The organism is Polaromonas sp. AER18D-145, assembly GCF_002379095.1.
Taxonomy (GTDB): domain Bacteria; phylum Pseudomonadota; class Gammaproteobacteria; order Burkholderiales; family Burkholderiaceae_C; genus Polaromonas.
This window is the reverse complement of sequence record NZ_NBZV01000016.1, coordinates 55,406-69,528: the sequence shown is the minus strand read 5'-3', so window position 1 is coordinate 69,528 and position 14,123 is coordinate 55,406. Positions and strand designations below refer to the sequence as shown.

The following is a 14,123-nucleotide window of genomic DNA, read 5'->3' as shown; positions in this document are numbered from 1 at the left end:
TGGAACCGGGGTGCAGGCCGGACAGGCTTCCAAGCCTGGCCGGTTGCCGCAAAGCTAGGGTTTGACGTATTCCGAAACCACCTTCCACTTGCCATCCTGAATTTGCGACAGGCGCGACAGGTCGCTGCCCAGGCGTTGCCTGGCGGTATACGTCAGTTGGGGTGCCCCAAAAATATCGGGTGGAATGGTCATGGTGTCCATGGCCTTGACGAAACTGTCCGTAGTGAGTGTGGGGCCGGCCTTTTGCGCCGCCTGGATCAGGATGTCAATCATGGTGTAACCATAGGCCGAGAAGACGGTGGGATCTTCGTTGAACTTGGTCTTGTACTTGTTGGCCCAGAAGCGGATTGGTTGCGACGCTTCGTCGGTGTAGGGGTTCTGCACCGACATGGTGGCGTACATGCCGTCCATGGCCTTGCCGCCGAGTTTGTGGATCAGGTCGGTGTAGGCCGCGACCGAGCCGAAAAACACGGGGTTGAAGCCGTTCTTGCGGGATTCGGCGATGGTGCCAATGGTTTCGCGGATGATGGTACCGAGCACCACCAGGTCGCAGCCCGAGGCCTTCATCTTGGCCACCTGGGACGAGAAGTCCGTGGCACCCCGCTTGAACGAGGTTTTTTCGGTCATTTCCATCGAGATGGACTTGAGGCCGGCCTCCGCACCGCGCAGGACCTCCAGGCCGAACTCGTCGTCCTGGTAAATCGCGCATACCTTCTTGGCGTTCTTGTCCTTGACCATCCTGGGCAGGGTGGTGCGCATCTGGTCGTAGTAGGAGCTCAGTAAGGCGTACTTCAGCCGGTGGGTCGGCTCATACATCTCGCGCGCCGCGGTGAGCGGCATGAAATTGATGACGTTTTTCTCGAACTGGACCGGCATGGCCGCGTTGTTCTGAGCCGTCCCGAGGTGACCGGCCATGATGAAAATCTTGTCCTGGTTCACCAGCTTCTGGGCCGCCAGAACCGCCTTCTTGGGGTCGTAGCCGGAGTCCTCGGTCAGCAGTTTGAGCTTGCGCCCTTGCACGCCGCCCTGCTCGTTGATTTCGTTCACGCGCAACTGCATACCGTTGCGCGCCTGTTTGCCATAACCTGCCAGCGGACCCGACAAATCCTGGATGGTGCCGATCACGATTTCAGTCTTGCTCACGCCCTGCTGGGCCATGGAAGAGCCGGCACTGAGTGCCAATACGGCCAAGGCCAGGGTGGATCCAAATTTCATCGAGGGGCTCCTGTGATGAGGGGGGTCATGGGGGGCACAGCTTGCCGGCAATCGGCGTGTGCACATCGCTTCATTCTTGACGCCAACCCGTGAAAGTCAAGCTGGCGTAAGTACGCAAGGGAAACTACTTAAACAAAAAAAAGGTCGGCAACCCAGGGGCCTCACCGGTACATCGCCTCGATCTGTTCGGCATATTTCTTCTCGACCAGCTTGCGCTTGAGTTTCATCGTCGGGGTCAGTTCCTCGTCTTCGGCCGTCAGCTGCGTTTCAAGCAGGAAGAACTTCTTGATCTGTTCAACCCGCGCAAACTTCTTGTTGACGCGGTCGATTTCGGACTGGATCAGTTCCTGGACCTCGGACGAACGCGTCAGGCTCAGGTAGTTGCTGAAGGGAACGTCGTGGTCCTGTGCATATTTCTCGACGTTTTCCTGGTCGATCATGACGATGGCCGTGAGGTAAGGCCGCTTGTCGCCAATGACCACCGCATCGGTGATGTAGGGTGAAAATTTCAGCTCGTTTTCAAGCTCGCTGGGCGTCACGTTTTTGCCGCCGGCCGTGATGATGATGTCTTTCATGCGGTCGGTGATGCGGAAAAAGCCGTCCTCGTCCATGACACCGACGTCGCCGGTGTGCAGCCAGCCGTCAGCGTCGATGGTTTCGGCGGTTTTCTCCGGCAGGTTCAGGTAGCCCATGAACACGTTGGTGCCGCGCACCAGGATTTCGCCGGTGGCGGGGTCGAGTCTGACCTCGTTGAAGCCCGCGGCCGGGCCGATCGAGCCCGGCTTGATGCGGCTGGCCGGAACCCCGGTCGAGGCACCGCAGGTCTCGGTCATGCCCCAGACCTCCAGCATGGGCACACCGAGCGCCATGTACCACTTGACCAGTTCCGGCGAGATCGGCGCCGCGCCCGTCACGCAAAAGCGCGCACGGTGAATGCCAATCAGCTTGCGCGCATTGTCCAGCGCCACCCAGCGGGCAATTGTGAATTTGAGCTTGAGCCAGTTGCTGACGGGCTGGCCGGCCATCACCCTGTCGGCGATCTCGGTGCCCACGCCTATGCCCCAGGCATAAGCCGCCTGCTGCAAGCGGCTGGCTTCCTTGAGCGCAATCATCACGCCCGAATAGAACTTTTCCCAGACGCGGGGCACGGCGGTGAACACGGTGGGCGCGATTTCGCGCACGTTCTCGGGAATGGTCTCGGGATTCTCGACAAAGTTGAGCTTGGCGCCGGTGTACATCGCGAAGTATTCGCCGCCCATGCGCTCGGCGATGTGACACAGCGGCAGAAAACACATGCGTTCGTCGTTTTCGTCCTGCGCCACCAGGGTGTTGTAACCGCGTGCCGTGAACACCAGGCCCCGGTGGTTGTGCATGGCACCTTTGGGTTTGCCTGTGGTGCCCGAGGTGTAGACGAGGATGGCCAGGTCTTCGGGCCGGCAGGCCTTGACACGCGCCTCGACCGCACCGGGGTGCGCGGCGAGGTAGCTGCGCCCCAGCTCGCGCAGGGCCGCCAGGCTGATCACCTCGGGCTCATCGAGGTCGCGCAGGCCCTCCATGTCAAACACCACAATCTTGCGCAGGCCGGGCAGGGCGCTGCGTACTTCCAGGGCCTTGTCCAGTTGTTCATCGTCTTCGACAAACAGCAGGGTGGTGCGCGAGTCTTCACACAGGTAGTGCACCTGCGAGGCGGCGTCCGTCGGGTAAATGCCGTTGGCCACACCGCCGCAGCTGAGCACGGCGAGGTCGGCCAGCACCCATTCGATGACCGTGTTCGAGAGGATGGACGCGCATTCACCGGGTGCAAAACCCAGGCTCATCAGGCCGCCTGCGAGCTCGCGCACGGCCTCGCCGGTCTGGTTCCAGGTCCAGCTGCGCCAGATGCCGAGTTTTTTCTGCCGCATCCAGACCTTGTCCTGGCGTTGGGCGACGCCGTTCCAGAACATTGCTGGAATGGTTTCACCCTCAAGCACCACGCGGGTTTCGGGCTGGATGTGGGAGAGATCCCAAAGGTTGCTCATACGTTTCTCCACACGGCTGTCATCCCGGACCTGATCCGGGATCCATGCTGCGCGTGCAAATGTGGTTCAGGGGACATGGATTGCGGATCCAGTCCGCAATGACACAAGCAGGTGAAATTGGCTCTGGGATGCATCGTCTTCACCGCCATGTTTTCTTCTTTTTCCAGCGGCGCTCGCTGCGCACACCGTCTTCCTTCATGCCCAGGTAGAACTCCTTGATGTCTTCCTTTTCCCGTAGCCGGGCACAGGTGTCTTCCATCACGATACGGCCGTTTTCCAGCACGTAGCCGTAGTCGGAGGCATTCAGGGCCATGTTGGCGTTTTGCTCTACCAGCAAGATGGTGGTACCGCGTTCGCGGTTGATGCGCACCACGATTTCGAAGATTTCTTTCGTCAGCTTGGGGGAGAGGCCCAGGCTGGGCTCGTCGAGCAGGATCAGGTCGGGCGAAGCCATCAGCGCGCGTGAGATCGACAGCATCTGCTGCTGGCCGCCGGAGAGCAGGCCGGCGTCCTGCAGGGCACGCTCACGCAGGATGGGGAAATAGCCGAACACCAGCTCGATGTCCCTGGCCACCCCGTCGCGGTCCTTGCGGGTGTAGGCGCCCATCAGCAGGTTGTCGCGCACGCTGAGCAGCGGAAACACCTCCCGGCCCTCCGGCACATGGCTCAGGCCCTGCTGGACGATGTAGGCCGGGTCCTGCGCCGTGATGTTGCCGCCCTTGAACTCGATCGACCCCTTGCGCGGGTCGATGATGCCGGAGATGGTTTTCAGGATGGTGGTCTTGCCGGCGCCGTTCGAGCCCAGCACGGTGGCGATTTCGCCGCGGCGCACCTGCAGGCTGACACCGCGTATGGCCTTGATCGGTCCGTAGGAGCTCTCGACGTTGAGCAGCTTGAGCACGGGCTGGTCGCTCACAGGGGGTGGCACGGCGCTCATGAGCGGGCCTCCGTGTGCAAATCGACAGCCTTGTGTTGCCGGCGCAGCGAGGACACGTCGTCGATGGAACCGAGATAGGCCTCGATCACGCCAGGATCGGTCTGGACTTCACGCGGGGTGCCCATGGCCAGCACTTCGCCCTGGTTCATGGCCAGCACGCGGTCGGACACCTTGGAGACCAGGGTCATGTCGTGTTCCACCATCAGCACGGTCACGCCCAGCTCGTTCTTGATGTCCTGGATCCAGAAGGCCATGTCGTCGGTTTCTTCCACGTTGAGCCCCGAGGACGGTTCGTCCAGCAGCAGCAGTTTGGGTTCGGTGCACAGTGCCCGGGCCAGCTCCACCACCTTGCGCACGCCATAGGGCAGGCCGGCCACAAAGGAGTCGCGGTGGTGCTGCAGGTCCAGCAGGTCGATGATCTGCTCGGCCTTTTCCCGCGCCTGGATTTCGGCCTCGCGCGTTTTCTTCGTGAAGAAAATTTCACTCCACAGGCCGGTCTGCCGGTGGGTGTGCCGGCCGATCAGCAGGTTGTGCAGCACCGTCGCGTGTTCGAACAGCTCGATGTTCTGGAAGGTGCGGGCGATGCCCAGCGCGGCGATCCTGTGCGGCGGCTGGTTGGTCAGCTTGGTGCCCATGAAGTCAATGTCGCCCGAGGTCGGTGTGTAGATGCGGCTGATCAGGTTGAACACGGTGGTCTTGCCGGCTCCGTTGGGGCCGATCAGCGTGAACACCTCGCCCTGCCGGACATCGAAGCTGACATTGTTCACGGCCAGTACCCCGCCGAAGCGGACGCTGAGGTTTTTGGCTGACAGAAGGATTTCACTCATCATTTCAACCTGTCGGATTTCTGGAAGGACTTCTGCCGTTTGAACATGCCCTTGCGGTAGAACGGAAAGGTCTGCAGGTAGGTGCGTATCTTGAGCCAGCGCCCGTACAGCCCCAGCGGTTCAAACAGCACAAAACCAATCAGCACCAGGCCGTAGACCAGGCCTTGCAGGCCAGGGGCCTGGCCGATGAAGGCCGGCAGGTAGTCCTTGACCATCGCAATGGCCTGCGGCATGGAGATCAGGAAGACGGCGCCCAGGAAAGCCCCGTGCACCGAGCCCAGGCCACCGACCACGATCATCAAAAGCAGGTCGATCGACTGCAGGATGTTGAACTGGTCGGGCGAGATGAACTGCAGCTTGTGCGCGTACAGGGCACCGGCGATGCCGGCGAGTCCGGCGGACAGCGCAAACGACAGCGTCTTGTAGCGGGCCAGGTGAATGCCCATGCTTTGTGCGGAGATCTCCGAGTCGCGGATGGCCACAAAGGCGCGGCCGGTCGGCGAACGCAGCAGGTTGAGGATGCCCAGCGTGGCGCCAATGGCGATCAGCAGGCAGAGAAAATAAAAGGCCTCGCCGCTGCCCAGTTTCCAGCCGAACATGTCCGGCGCCTTGATGTGGATGCCCGCATTGCCGCCGGTGACGGACTCCCAGCGCGCAAACACTTCCTCGACGATGAAACCGAAGGACAGGGTGGCGATGCCCAGGTAAATGCCCTTGACGCGCAGCGCTGGCAAGCCGACGACCAGCCCCACCGCGGCCGACAGGCCGGCCGCGCAGGCCAGCGCGATGGGAAAGGGCACGCCGGCGTTGGTCATGACTGCCTGGGTGTAGGCGCCGACCCCGAGAAAGGCCGCATGGCCCAGCGAAAACAGCCCCGTGAACCCGGCCAGCAGCATCAGGCCCAGGCCGGCGATGGCGTAGATCAGGATGAAGGTCAGCTGGGCCAGCCAGTACTCGGCAAACAGCCACGGCGCGGCCAGCAGCAGCAGCAGCAGCAGGCTGTACCAGAAGATATGGCCGCCGTGCTTGGCAAGCTTGATGTCCTGCCCGTAGTCGGTCTTGAAGATGAATCGCATGTTGGTATGTTTGTATTTCTATTCGGGAGAAGATGGCACGGCAGGGGAAGCGTCCGGCGAAGGCGCCGTGGCTAAACTTTTTTCCTGAGTTTTTCGCCAAACAAACCATTGGGCTTGACCATCAGCATGATCAGCACCACCACATAGGCCGCGATGTCCTTGATGCCGTCCGGCGCATAAAAGCCGGCCAGCGATTCGACGATGCCGATGATCAGGCCACCGACGATAGCGCCGGGCAGGCTGCCGAAGCCGCCAACCACCGCCGCGGGAAAAGCCTTGAGGCCGATGAAGCCCATGTTGGCGTGCACAAAAGTAATGGGCGCCAGCAACAGTCCGGCGATGGCCGCCACGGCTGCGGCCAGGCCCCACACCAGGCCATTGAGCCGCTTGACCGGGATGCCCATGTAATACGCTGCCAGCTGGTTTTGCGAGGAGGCCTGCATGGCGATGCCCAGCTTGCTGTACTTGAAGAGCGCAAACAGTGCCAGGCAGAGCACCGCGGTGCTGCCGATCACGGCCATCTGTTCGACATTGAGGACCAGGGCGCCGACGTTCCAGATCTGGTCCTTGTAGGGCACGGGCAGGGTGTGGGTCTCCGTGCCTATGCCGGGAATCATGGTGATCAGGCCGCGCGCCACGTAGCCGACACCGATGGTCAGCATCACGATCGAAAAAGCCGGCTGGCCCAGGATGGGCCGTATCACCAGCCGCTCCAGCAGCACGCCGAACAGGGCCATGCCGGCAATGGCGCTGAGGATGGCCAGCCAGAACGGGAAGCCGAGCATGGTCATGCAGGCCAGTCCGCCAAAGGCGCCCAGCATCATGAGCTCGCCCTGGGCGAAGCTCACGGTTTCGGTGGCCTTGTAAATCAGGACAAAACCCAGGGCGATGAGCCCGTAGATGCAGCCTTGCGCGATGCCGCTGATGATTAATTGCAATAACTGCACTTTTGCTCCACAATAATTTTTACAAAGCATTTGCTTTGTAAAAATAATTTACCACCGGAAAGGCAAGGGGACGGCGGATTTGTGATCCGGTTAAACCCTCGTTGCATTGATCATGAGCTGCATTCAATGAAAAAATCAATCCGGATTGGTGCCGGGTTGGGTTTCTACGGAGATGCGTGGGAACCGGTGCTCGCAAGCATTGAACACGGGGGGGTGCACTACATCGCCAGCGATCATCTGGCGGAGCTGACGCTGGCCATTTTGCAGAAGGACCTGCAGCGCGATCCGGCCCTGGGCTACGCCAGGGACGTGGTGCCCATGCTCATGCGTTTGTGGCCGGCCATGAAGCAGCGCAACGTCCGCTTCGTGTGCAATGCCGGCGGGCTCAATCCGGCCGGTGCCGCGGCCGCCGTCCAGGCTGCTTTTGCGGCCAGGGGCTGGCAGGCCCGCGTCGCCGTGGTGACAGGTGACGAGGTGTTGCAGCAGGTCAGTGGGCTGGCGCCGGCGCACATGTTCAGCGGCGCCCCGTTCGATACCGTGCGTGAGCGCATGGTGTTTGCCAACGCCTACCTTGGTGCGCGGCCGATTGTTTCTGCGCTGCAGCAGGGCGCGGACATCGTGATCACCGGCCGCGTCGCCGATGCCGCCCTGTTTCTGGGGCCGCTGGTGCACGAGTTCAACTGGAATCTCGGCGATGCAGCAGACACGGCGACACCGGCCGACCTGAACCGGCTGGCGCAAGGCCTCGCGGTCGGGCACCTGCTCGAGTGTTCGGGCCAGGGCAGCGGCGGCAACTTCGGCAGCGCCGAAGCCTGGAAAGCCATTCCCGACCTGGCCCACATCGGCTACCCGATCGCCGAGGTCGGTGAAGACGGCGACGCGGTGATCATGAAAGCGCCGGGCACGGGCGGGCGCATCAACTTCGACACCGTGCGCCAGCAACTGCTGTATGAAGTGCACAACCCGCACCAGTATTTTTCGCCGGACGTGGTGCTGGACCTGTCGACCGTCCGGCTTGAGGACCTGGGCCAGGACCGGGTGCGCATGACCGGTGCCACCGGCCAGCCACGCACCGGCCAGCTCAAGGTGGTCGGTGGCTACCGCGACGGCTTCAAGGCCGAGGTGACCTGGGGCTTCAGCTGGCCTGATGCCTATGACAAGGCGCTGGCGGCAGTGGAGATGGTCAAGACCCAGCTGGCCGACAAGGGCGTGCCGCACGAGGCGCTGTTTGTCGAGTTCCCGGGTTTGAATTCGGCGCACGGTGCGCTGGCGCCCCTACCCGATGCACAGGCGCTGGCCGGGCTCAACGAAGTCTGGGTGCGCATGGTGCTGCGCACGCGCGACAAAAAGGCCGCCGACGGTTTCGGCCGGCTGTTCCCGTGGATGGGACTCAGCGGTCCGGCCTACACCTGCGGCTTTCACGGCCTGCACAACACCAGTGAGTTGCTGGGCATCTGGCCGGCCCTGATCGATCGCAGCCTGGTCGAGCCCAACACCCGCGTGGAGCTGCTGCAGACATGAAAACACCGACGCAAAAAATCCAGCTCGTCCGGCTGGCCCATGCACGCAGCGGTGACAAGGCCGACTGGGTGGACTTTGGCCTGTTTGCCTGGAACGAAGCGGGCTACGCAGTGCTGGCGCGCGAGGTCACGGCGCAGCGTGTGGCGGCGCATTTCTCGCCCTGGCTGCCGGGCCGAGTCGAGTGCTGGACCCTGCCCAACATCCTGGCGATCAAGCTGGTGCTGCACGACGCGCTGCAGGGCGGCGGCGCGCGCAACCTGCGGCTGGACAACCTCGGCAAGTCCATGGCGGCGGCGCTGCTGCGCATGGACATCAACCTGACCGCCGACGAACTGGCGTTATGCCTGGCGGCGCCGCGCGTCGGCTGGTGGGGAGACCAAAAGTGACGGTACATATTGAAAAGGACGGCGACGTGACGGTCGTCACCCTGGACCGCCCCGATGTGCGCAATGCGGTGGACACTGACCATGCGCGTGCCTTGTACGAGGCTTTCCTGGCCTTTGACAGCGACGACAGCGCGAAGGTCGCGGTGTTCCACGGCGCGCACGGTCACTTCTGTGCGGGTTGGGATTTGCAGTCAGGCGCGAAGATGCTGCGCGAAGCCGGGGACGGCGACGCTGGCGTGTTTGCCGGGCTGGACTTTCAGCCGGAAGACAGCCACCCGGCGGGCCCCATGGGTCCGTCGCGCCTGCTGCTGTCCAAGCCGGTGATTGCCGCGGTCAGCGGCGCGGCCGTCGCCGGCGGCATGGAACTGGCGCTCTGGTGCGACATGCGGGTGATGGAAGAGGATGCCTATTTCGGCGTGTATTGCCGCCGTTTCGGCGTGCCGCTGATCGACGGCGGCACGGTGCGCCTGCCGCGCCTGGTCGGCATGGGCCATGCCATGGACCTGATCCTGACCGGGCGCAAGGTCGAGGCGGCTGAAGCGCTGCAGATGGGTTTGTGCAACCGGGTGGTGTCCACCGGCACGGCGCGCGAGGCGGCACTGGTGCTGGCGCGGCAACTTGCGGCCTTTCCGCAGAAGACCCTGCGGGCCGACCGCCTGAGTGCCTATGCGCAGTGGGACCTGCCCTTGCCACAGGCGCTCAAACAGGAGTGGGACCGCGGCAGGCAGTGTATCGGCGAAGGCCTGCAGGGCGCGGCCCGTTTTGCCGGCGGCCAGGGGCGGCATGGCAAGTTTTAATGAGGAAATTGGCCTCTGGCCCTTATCTGGTGCTCGGAGGTAGCTATCAAAATTATAGCGGACGCGGCAATGACGAAGGCGGCACCGGCCGCGGCTGGCCGGCATCGTCGATCGCCACATAGGTCACGCTGGCCTCGGTCACCTTGATGTAGCGCCCCTGCGAGCCAAAACGTTCGGCATACACCTCGACCTTGACCGTCATCGAGGTGCGGCCTATGCGCGTGAGCTCGGAGTAGAAGGACAGGATGTCGCCAACGCGCACCGGCTGCTTGAAGATGAACTCGTTGACCGCGACGGTGGCCATGCGGCCGCCGGCGTAACGCGCGGGGATCACCGAGCCGGCCAGATCGACCTGCGCCATGACCCAGCCGCCAAAAATGTCGCCGTTGGCGTTGCAGTCCGCCGGCATCGGAATCACCTTGAGCACCAGTTCCTTGTCGAGAGGCAGCTGGACGTTCAGGGCGTGGGGGGGAAGGCCGGTTTCGGTAGACATAGGCACAATCGGTATTGAAAAATTGAAACAACAGGACAATTGTCTCCGATGCGCTCCTATGCCCCCGCCGCCGAAACACCGCCCGCCCCGGGCGCACCGCCCCAACCCGCACTGAACCGCTCCGACTGGGCGACCCTGCAGCGCCTGTTTCCCTACCTCTGGGACTACAAATGGCGCGTGATGGCCGCGCTGGCGTTCATGGTGGGCGCCAAACTCGCCAACGTCGGCGTGCCGCTGCTGCTGAAAAACCTGGTCGACGCCATGAGCTTCAAGCCCGGCGCGGTGGAGGCCGTCCTTATCGTGCCGGCCGCCTTGCTGGTGGGCTACGGGCTGCTCCGGCTGTCGACCTCGCTGTTCACCGAGCTGCGCGAACTGGTGTTTGCGAAGGCCACCGAGGGCGCAGCGCGCCGCATTTCGCTGGAAGTGTTCCGCCACCTGCATGCGCTGAGCCTGCGCTTTCACCTTGAGCGCCAGACCGGCGGCATGACACGCGACATCGAACGCGGCACCCGCGGCGTGCATTCGCTGATCTCCTATTCGCTGTACAGCATCATCCCGACGCTGATCGAAGTCACGCTGGTGCTGACGCTGCTGGCGGTCAAGTTCGACGTCTGGTTTGCCGGCATCACCATCATTGCGCTGGTGTTCTACATCAGCTTCACCGTGACGGTGACCGAATGGCGCACCAAGTTCCGCAAGGAGATGAACGAACTCGACTCCTCGGCACACAGCCGTGCGATCGACTCGCTGCTCAACTACGAAACCGTCAAGTACTTCAACAACGAGGAGTTCGAGGCGCAGCGCTATGACGAAAACCTCAAGCGTTACCGCCGTGCCGCCGTCAAGAGCCAGACCACGCTGAGCCTGCTCAACACCGGCCAGCAGCTGATCATTGCCACCGGCCTGGTGGCCATGCTCTGGCGCGCGACCCAGGGCGTGGTGGACGGCCGCATGACGCTGGGCGACCTGGTCATGGTCAACGCCTTCATGATCCAGCTCTACATTCCGCTCGGTTTCCTGGGCGTGCTCTACCGCGAGATCAAGCAAAGCCTGACCGACCTGTCCAAGATGTTCAACCTGATGGAGCGCGAGCGCGAGATCGCCGACCAGCCCGGCGCGCCGGCCCTCGTCCTGCAGGCTTCGCCGGAAGTGCGTTTTGAAAACGTCAGTTTTTCCTACGAGCCATCGCGGCCCATCCTGCACAACATCAGCTTCGTGATACCGCCGGGCAAGACGGTGGCCGTGGTCGGTTCGTCGGGCGCCGGCAAGTCCACCCTGGCGCGCCTGCTGTTTCGCTTTTACGACGTGGGCATTCCGGGCAGCCCTTCGGTGGCTGGGGGCCGCATCACCATCGCCGGCCAGGACATCCGCGAGGTGACGCAGTCCAGCCTGCGCCAGGCCATCGGCATCGTGCCGCAGGACACGGTGCTGTTCAACGACACGGTGGAATACAACATTGCCTACGGCCAGCCCGGCGCCAGCCGCGCCGAGGTGGAAGAGGCGGCGCGTGCCGCGCGTATCCACGACTTCATCAGCTCGACGCCGGCGGGCTACGCCACCATGGTCGGCGAGCGCGGCCTGAAACTCTCGGGCGGCGAGAAGCAGCGCGTGGCGATTGCCCGTACCTTGCTGAAAAACCCGCCCATCATGATTTTTGACGAAGCCACCTCGGCGCTGGACTCGGCCAATGAACGCGCCATCCAGGCCGAGCTGCGCAGCATTGCCGAAAACAAGACCACGCTGGTGGTGGCCCACCGGCTGTCCACGGTGGTGGACGCGCACGAGATCCTGGTCATGGAGGCCGGTCAGATCATCGAGCGTGGCACCCATGCCGCCTTGCTGGCCGTGGGCGGACGGTATGCGTCGATGTGGGCGCTGCAGCAGAGTTCCGAGTGAGTCCTTGCTTGGCCGGCCCGTTCGCAGGGTACGGCGAACGGATGGCCTTCCGGTGCGTTTTGTGATACATTTGTGTCACAACAGGAGCTGACCATGTCCACCGCTACGCTTCGTCTCGATGAATCCCTGCGTGAGCGCATCGTGCGCCTGGCGGGGGCCACCGACCAGACGCCGCACAGCTTCATGGTGCAGGCGCTGACGGAAAAAGTGGATGAAGCCGAGTGGAAGCTCGCCATGCAAGAAGAGGCCCGGCAGCGTGATGTGGCATTGCAGGCCGGTGAGCCCGGCGTTGACTGGCATGAGATGCGCGACTGGCTGCAGCGCCGGCTGGCTGATGCCCCCAAACCCAAGCGGCGACTGTGAGCCGCATCGTCCTCGCACCCCAGGTGCGTGAGGATTTCGACCGCATCTTCGACTTTCTCTTTGAACATGCGCCCGAATATGCCTCCCTGCGCATTCAGGCGATCATCTCTGCCATTGACGTGCTTCAAACCAGTCCGCAGATCGGCAGGCCTGCTGCTTTTGGTCAACGTGAACTGATCATTTCTACCGGCGCCAGCGGGTATCTGGCGCTCTACCGTTATGACCCGCCCACCGATACGGTGCGCGTGCTGGCTGTGCGCAGCCAGCGGGAACGGGATTACCGCGGAAAAGGGACGCGGCCTTAAGCGGAATGGCACTTACTTAAGGCGCGAATACCGAGAAACCTGTCCCCGGCGTTGAGCCGGGATGACAAGCGGAAACGTGGATGACGCCTGAAGTTGTCATTGCGGGCTTGACCCGCAATCCATGCCTCGCGGGCCTGTGCGGTGGAACAGGTGGCATGGATCCCGGCTCAAGGCCGGGATGACAGCCTTTTTGGCTTAAGTAAGTGCCATTCGCCTTAAGCGCTAAGGCTGGTGAGCGGGGTAAACACCAGCCATGTGGGATGCCCCGTAGCTGCAGTGCACGCTCCTGATCGCATAATTGAAATCATGGAAACCAAATGGCTGGAAGATTTCGTCAGTCTCGCTGAAACCCGGAGCTTCAGCCGCTCGGCCACGCTGCGTCACGTGACGCAACCGGCGTTTTCACGCCGCATCCAGGCGCTCGAAGCCTGGGCGGGTACCGACCTGGTGGACCGCAGCTCCTACCCGACCCGCCTGACCCCTGCCGGCGAAACGCTGTACAGCCAGTCGCTGGAGATGCTGCAGGGTCTGCAGTCGACGCGCGCCATGCTGCGCGGCCACAACTCGGCCGCGCATGACGTCATCGAATTCGCCGTGCCGCATTCGCTGGCCTTCACCTTCTTTCCGGCCTGGGTCAGCAGCCTGCGCGAAAAGTTCGGCCCCATCAAGAGCCGGCTGATTGCCCTCAACGTGCATGACGCGGTGCTGCGCCTGGTCGAGGGCAGCTGCGACCTGCTGATTGCCTACTACCACGACTCGCAGCCTTTCCAGCTGGATGCCGACCGTTACGAGATGATCAGCCTGGGGCAGGAAGTGCTGGCACCTTTCGTGAAAGCCGAGGCCGACGGCACGCCCCTGTTCCGCTTGCCGGGCCGGGCCGGCCAGCCCCTGCCTTACCTGGGTTATGCCTCCGGGGCTTACCTGGGTCGCATGGTGGACCTGATTCTCAAGCAGTCAAGCACCGCCATCCACCTGGACCGGGTCTACGAGACCGACATGGCGGAGGGCCTCAAGGCCATGGCGCTGGAAGGCCACGGCATTGCATTTTTGCCCTTCAGCGCCGTCAAGAAGGAGCTGCGGGCCAAAAAGCTGGTCAGTGCCGGCGAGGGTCTGGAAATGACCATGGACCTGCGCGTCTACCGCGAGCGGCCGGCCGGCAAGGCCACGGCCAAAAGCCCGGCGCAAGCGCTGTGGCATTACCTGGAAAGCCAGGCCCAGCCCAGGCCGTCCAGCAAAACACGGCTTGGTAGCAACCCTTAGTGCTTATAAATAATATGCATAATGCTGCACGCAAACAGCATTGGCTTTTCACAGAACGTAAATTTACAGTTCGTCACGTTCT

Annotated in this window: 14 protein-coding genes; 7 read left to right on the top strand and 7 right to left on the bottom strand. The window is 62.8% G+C overall.

Going from position 1 to position 14,123, the window contains the following annotated elements:
• Nucleotides 1-54: 54 nt before the first annotated feature.
• From B7G52_RS10330 to B7G52_RS10305, 6 genes are all read right to left on the bottom strand, one after another.
• Nucleotides 55-1,215, bottom strand: a complete 1,161-nt coding sequence (locus B7G52_RS10330; RefSeq protein WP_096697520.1) for an ABC transporter substrate-binding protein — start codon at nucleotides 1,213-1,215, stop codon at nucleotides 55-57.
• A gap of 161 nt (nucleotides 1,216-1,376) precedes the next feature.
• Nucleotides 1,377-3,233: a long-chain fatty acid--CoA ligase gene (locus tag B7G52_RS10325; protein WP_096697519.1), complete on the bottom strand. Its 1,857-nt coding sequence runs from the start codon at nucleotides 3,231-3,233 to the stop codon at nucleotides 1,377-1,379.
• 139 nt (nucleotides 3,234-3,372) lie between these two features.
• A complete protein-coding gene (locus tag B7G52_RS10320) occupies nucleotides 3,373-4,170 on the bottom strand; it encodes an ABC transporter ATP-binding protein (RefSeq protein ID WP_096664254.1) in 798 nt (265 codons plus the stop codon).
• Complete coding sequence (locus tag B7G52_RS10315; protein ID WP_096697518.1) at nucleotides 4,167-5,000, bottom strand: ABC transporter ATP-binding protein; 834 nt, start codon at nucleotides 4,998-5,000, stop codon at nucleotides 4,167-4,169. The genes B7G52_RS10320 and B7G52_RS10315 overlap by 4 nt, the downstream gene beginning before the upstream one ends.
• Nucleotides 4,997-6,073, bottom strand: coding sequence for a branched-chain amino acid ABC transporter permease (locus tag B7G52_RS10310; protein WP_096697517.1), 1,077 nt, complete (start codon nucleotides 6,071-6,073; stop codon nucleotides 4,997-4,999). Before B7G52_RS10310 ends, B7G52_RS10315 begins: the two co-directional genes overlap by 4 nt.
• A gap of 71 nt (nucleotides 6,074-6,144) precedes the next feature.
• The gene (locus B7G52_RS10305; RefSeq protein ID WP_096664264.1) at nucleotides 6,145-7,020 is read right to left on the bottom strand and encodes a branched-chain amino acid ABC transporter permease; all 876 of its coding nucleotides are present in this window, start codon (nucleotides 7,018-7,020) and stop codon (nucleotides 6,145-6,147) included.
• Nucleotides 7,021-7,146: 126 nt separating this feature from the next.
• Between B7G52_RS10305 and B7G52_RS10300 the strand changes: the two genes are divergently transcribed.
• The 3 genes from B7G52_RS10300 to B7G52_RS10290 are packed head-to-tail and all read left to right on the top strand — an operon-like array spanning nucleotide 7,147 to nucleotide 9,724.
• Nucleotides 7,147-8,541: an acyclic terpene utilization AtuA family protein gene (locus B7G52_RS10300; RefSeq protein WP_096697516.1), complete on the top strand. Its 1,395-nt coding sequence runs from the start codon at nucleotides 7,147-7,149 to the stop codon at nucleotides 8,539-8,541.
• Nucleotides 8,538-8,927 (top strand): hypothetical protein, encoded by a 390-nt coding sequence (locus B7G52_RS10295; RefSeq protein WP_096697515.1) that lies wholly within the window; start codon nucleotides 8,538-8,540, stop codon nucleotides 8,925-8,927. The genes B7G52_RS10300 and B7G52_RS10295 overlap by 4 nt, the downstream gene beginning before the upstream one ends.
• The gene (locus tag B7G52_RS10290) at nucleotides 8,924-9,724 is read left to right on the top strand and encodes a crotonase/enoyl-CoA hydratase family protein (RefSeq protein ID WP_096697514.1); all 801 of its coding nucleotides are present in this window, start codon (nucleotides 8,924-8,926) and stop codon (nucleotides 9,722-9,724) included. The genes B7G52_RS10295 and B7G52_RS10290 overlap by 4 nt, the downstream gene beginning before the upstream one ends.
• Nucleotides 9,725-9,776: 52 nt before the next feature.
• On the opposite strand, the gene B7G52_RS10285 is transcribed toward B7G52_RS10290, so the two are convergent.
• The gene (locus B7G52_RS10285; protein ID WP_096697513.1) at nucleotides 9,777-10,217 is read right to left on the bottom strand and encodes an acyl-CoA thioesterase; all 441 of its coding nucleotides are present in this window, start codon (nucleotides 10,215-10,217) and stop codon (nucleotides 9,777-9,779) included.
• 48 nt (nucleotides 10,218-10,265) lie between these two features.
• On the opposite strand from B7G52_RS10285, the gene B7G52_RS10280 reads away from it, so the two are divergent.
• The 4 genes from B7G52_RS10280 (at nucleotide 10,266) to B7G52_RS10265 (ending at nucleotide 14,041) form a co-directional block, all read left to right on the top strand.
• Nucleotides 10,266-12,113 carry an ABC transporter ATP-binding protein/permease gene (locus B7G52_RS10280; RefSeq protein ID WP_096697512.1) on the top strand — a complete coding sequence of 616 codons (1,848 nt, stop codon included), beginning with the start codon at nucleotides 10,266-10,268 and terminating at the stop codon, nucleotides 12,111-12,113.
• A gap of 93 nt (nucleotides 12,114-12,206) precedes the next feature.
• Nucleotides 12,207-12,476, top strand: coding sequence for a CopG family ribbon-helix-helix protein (locus tag B7G52_RS10275; RefSeq protein WP_096697511.1), 270 nt, complete (start codon nucleotides 12,207-12,209; stop codon nucleotides 12,474-12,476).
• On the top strand, nucleotides 12,473-12,781 hold the full coding sequence (locus tag B7G52_RS10270) for a type II toxin-antitoxin system RelE/ParE family toxin (protein ID WP_096697510.1): 309 nt from the start codon (nucleotides 12,473-12,475) through the stop codon (nucleotides 12,779-12,781). The genes B7G52_RS10275 and B7G52_RS10270 overlap by 4 nt, the downstream gene beginning before the upstream one ends.
• 306 nt (nucleotides 12,782-13,087) lie before the next feature.
• Nucleotides 13,088-14,041 (top strand): LysR family transcriptional regulator, encoded by a 954-nt coding sequence (locus tag B7G52_RS10265; protein WP_096697509.1) that lies wholly within the window; start codon nucleotides 13,088-13,090, stop codon nucleotides 14,039-14,041.
• The last annotated feature ends 82 nt before the right edge of the window (nucleotides 14,042-14,123 follow it).

Excerpts from the sequence above, each read along its gene's own strand:
- B7G52_RS10330 (WP_096697520.1), bottom strand. The coding sequence starts at position 1,215 with ATGAAATTTGGATCCACCCTGGCCTTGGCCGTATTGGCACTCAGTGCC.
- B7G52_RS10325 (WP_096697519.1), bottom strand. The coding sequence starts at position 3,233 with ATGAGCAACCTTTGGGATCTCTCCCACATCCAGCCCGAAACCCGCGTG.
- B7G52_RS10320 (WP_096664254.1), bottom strand. The coding sequence starts at position 4,170 with ATGAGCGCCGTGCCACCCCCTGTGAGCGACCAGCCCGTGCTCAAGCTG.
- B7G52_RS10315 (WP_096697518.1), bottom strand. The coding sequence starts at position 5,000 with ATGATGAGTGAAATCCTTCTGTCAGCCAAAAACCTCAGCGTCCGCTTC.
- B7G52_RS10310 (WP_096697517.1), bottom strand. The coding sequence starts at position 6,073 with ATGCGATTCATCTTCAAGACCGACTACGGGCAGGACATCAAGCTTGCC.
- B7G52_RS10300 (WP_096697516.1), top strand. The coding sequence starts at position 7,147 with ATGAAAAAATCAATCCGGATTGGTGCCGGGTTGGGTTTCTACGGAGAT.
- B7G52_RS10295 (WP_096697515.1), top strand. The coding sequence starts at position 8,538 with ATGAAAACACCGACGCAAAAAATCCAGCTCGTCCGGCTGGCCCATGCA.
- B7G52_RS10285 (WP_096697513.1), bottom strand. The coding sequence starts at position 10,217 with ATGTCTACCGAAACCGGCCTTCCCCCCCACGCCCTGAACGTCCAGCTG.
- B7G52_RS10280 (WP_096697512.1), top strand. The coding sequence starts at position 10,266 with ATGCGCTCCTATGCCCCCGCCGCCGAAACACCGCCCGCCCCGGGCGCA.
- B7G52_RS10275 (WP_096697511.1), top strand. The coding sequence starts at position 12,207 with ATGTCCACCGCTACGCTTCGTCTCGATGAATCCCTGCGTGAGCGCATC.
- B7G52_RS10265 (WP_096697509.1), top strand. The coding sequence starts at position 13,088 with ATGGAAACCAAATGGCTGGAAGATTTCGTCAGTCTCGCTGAAACCCGG.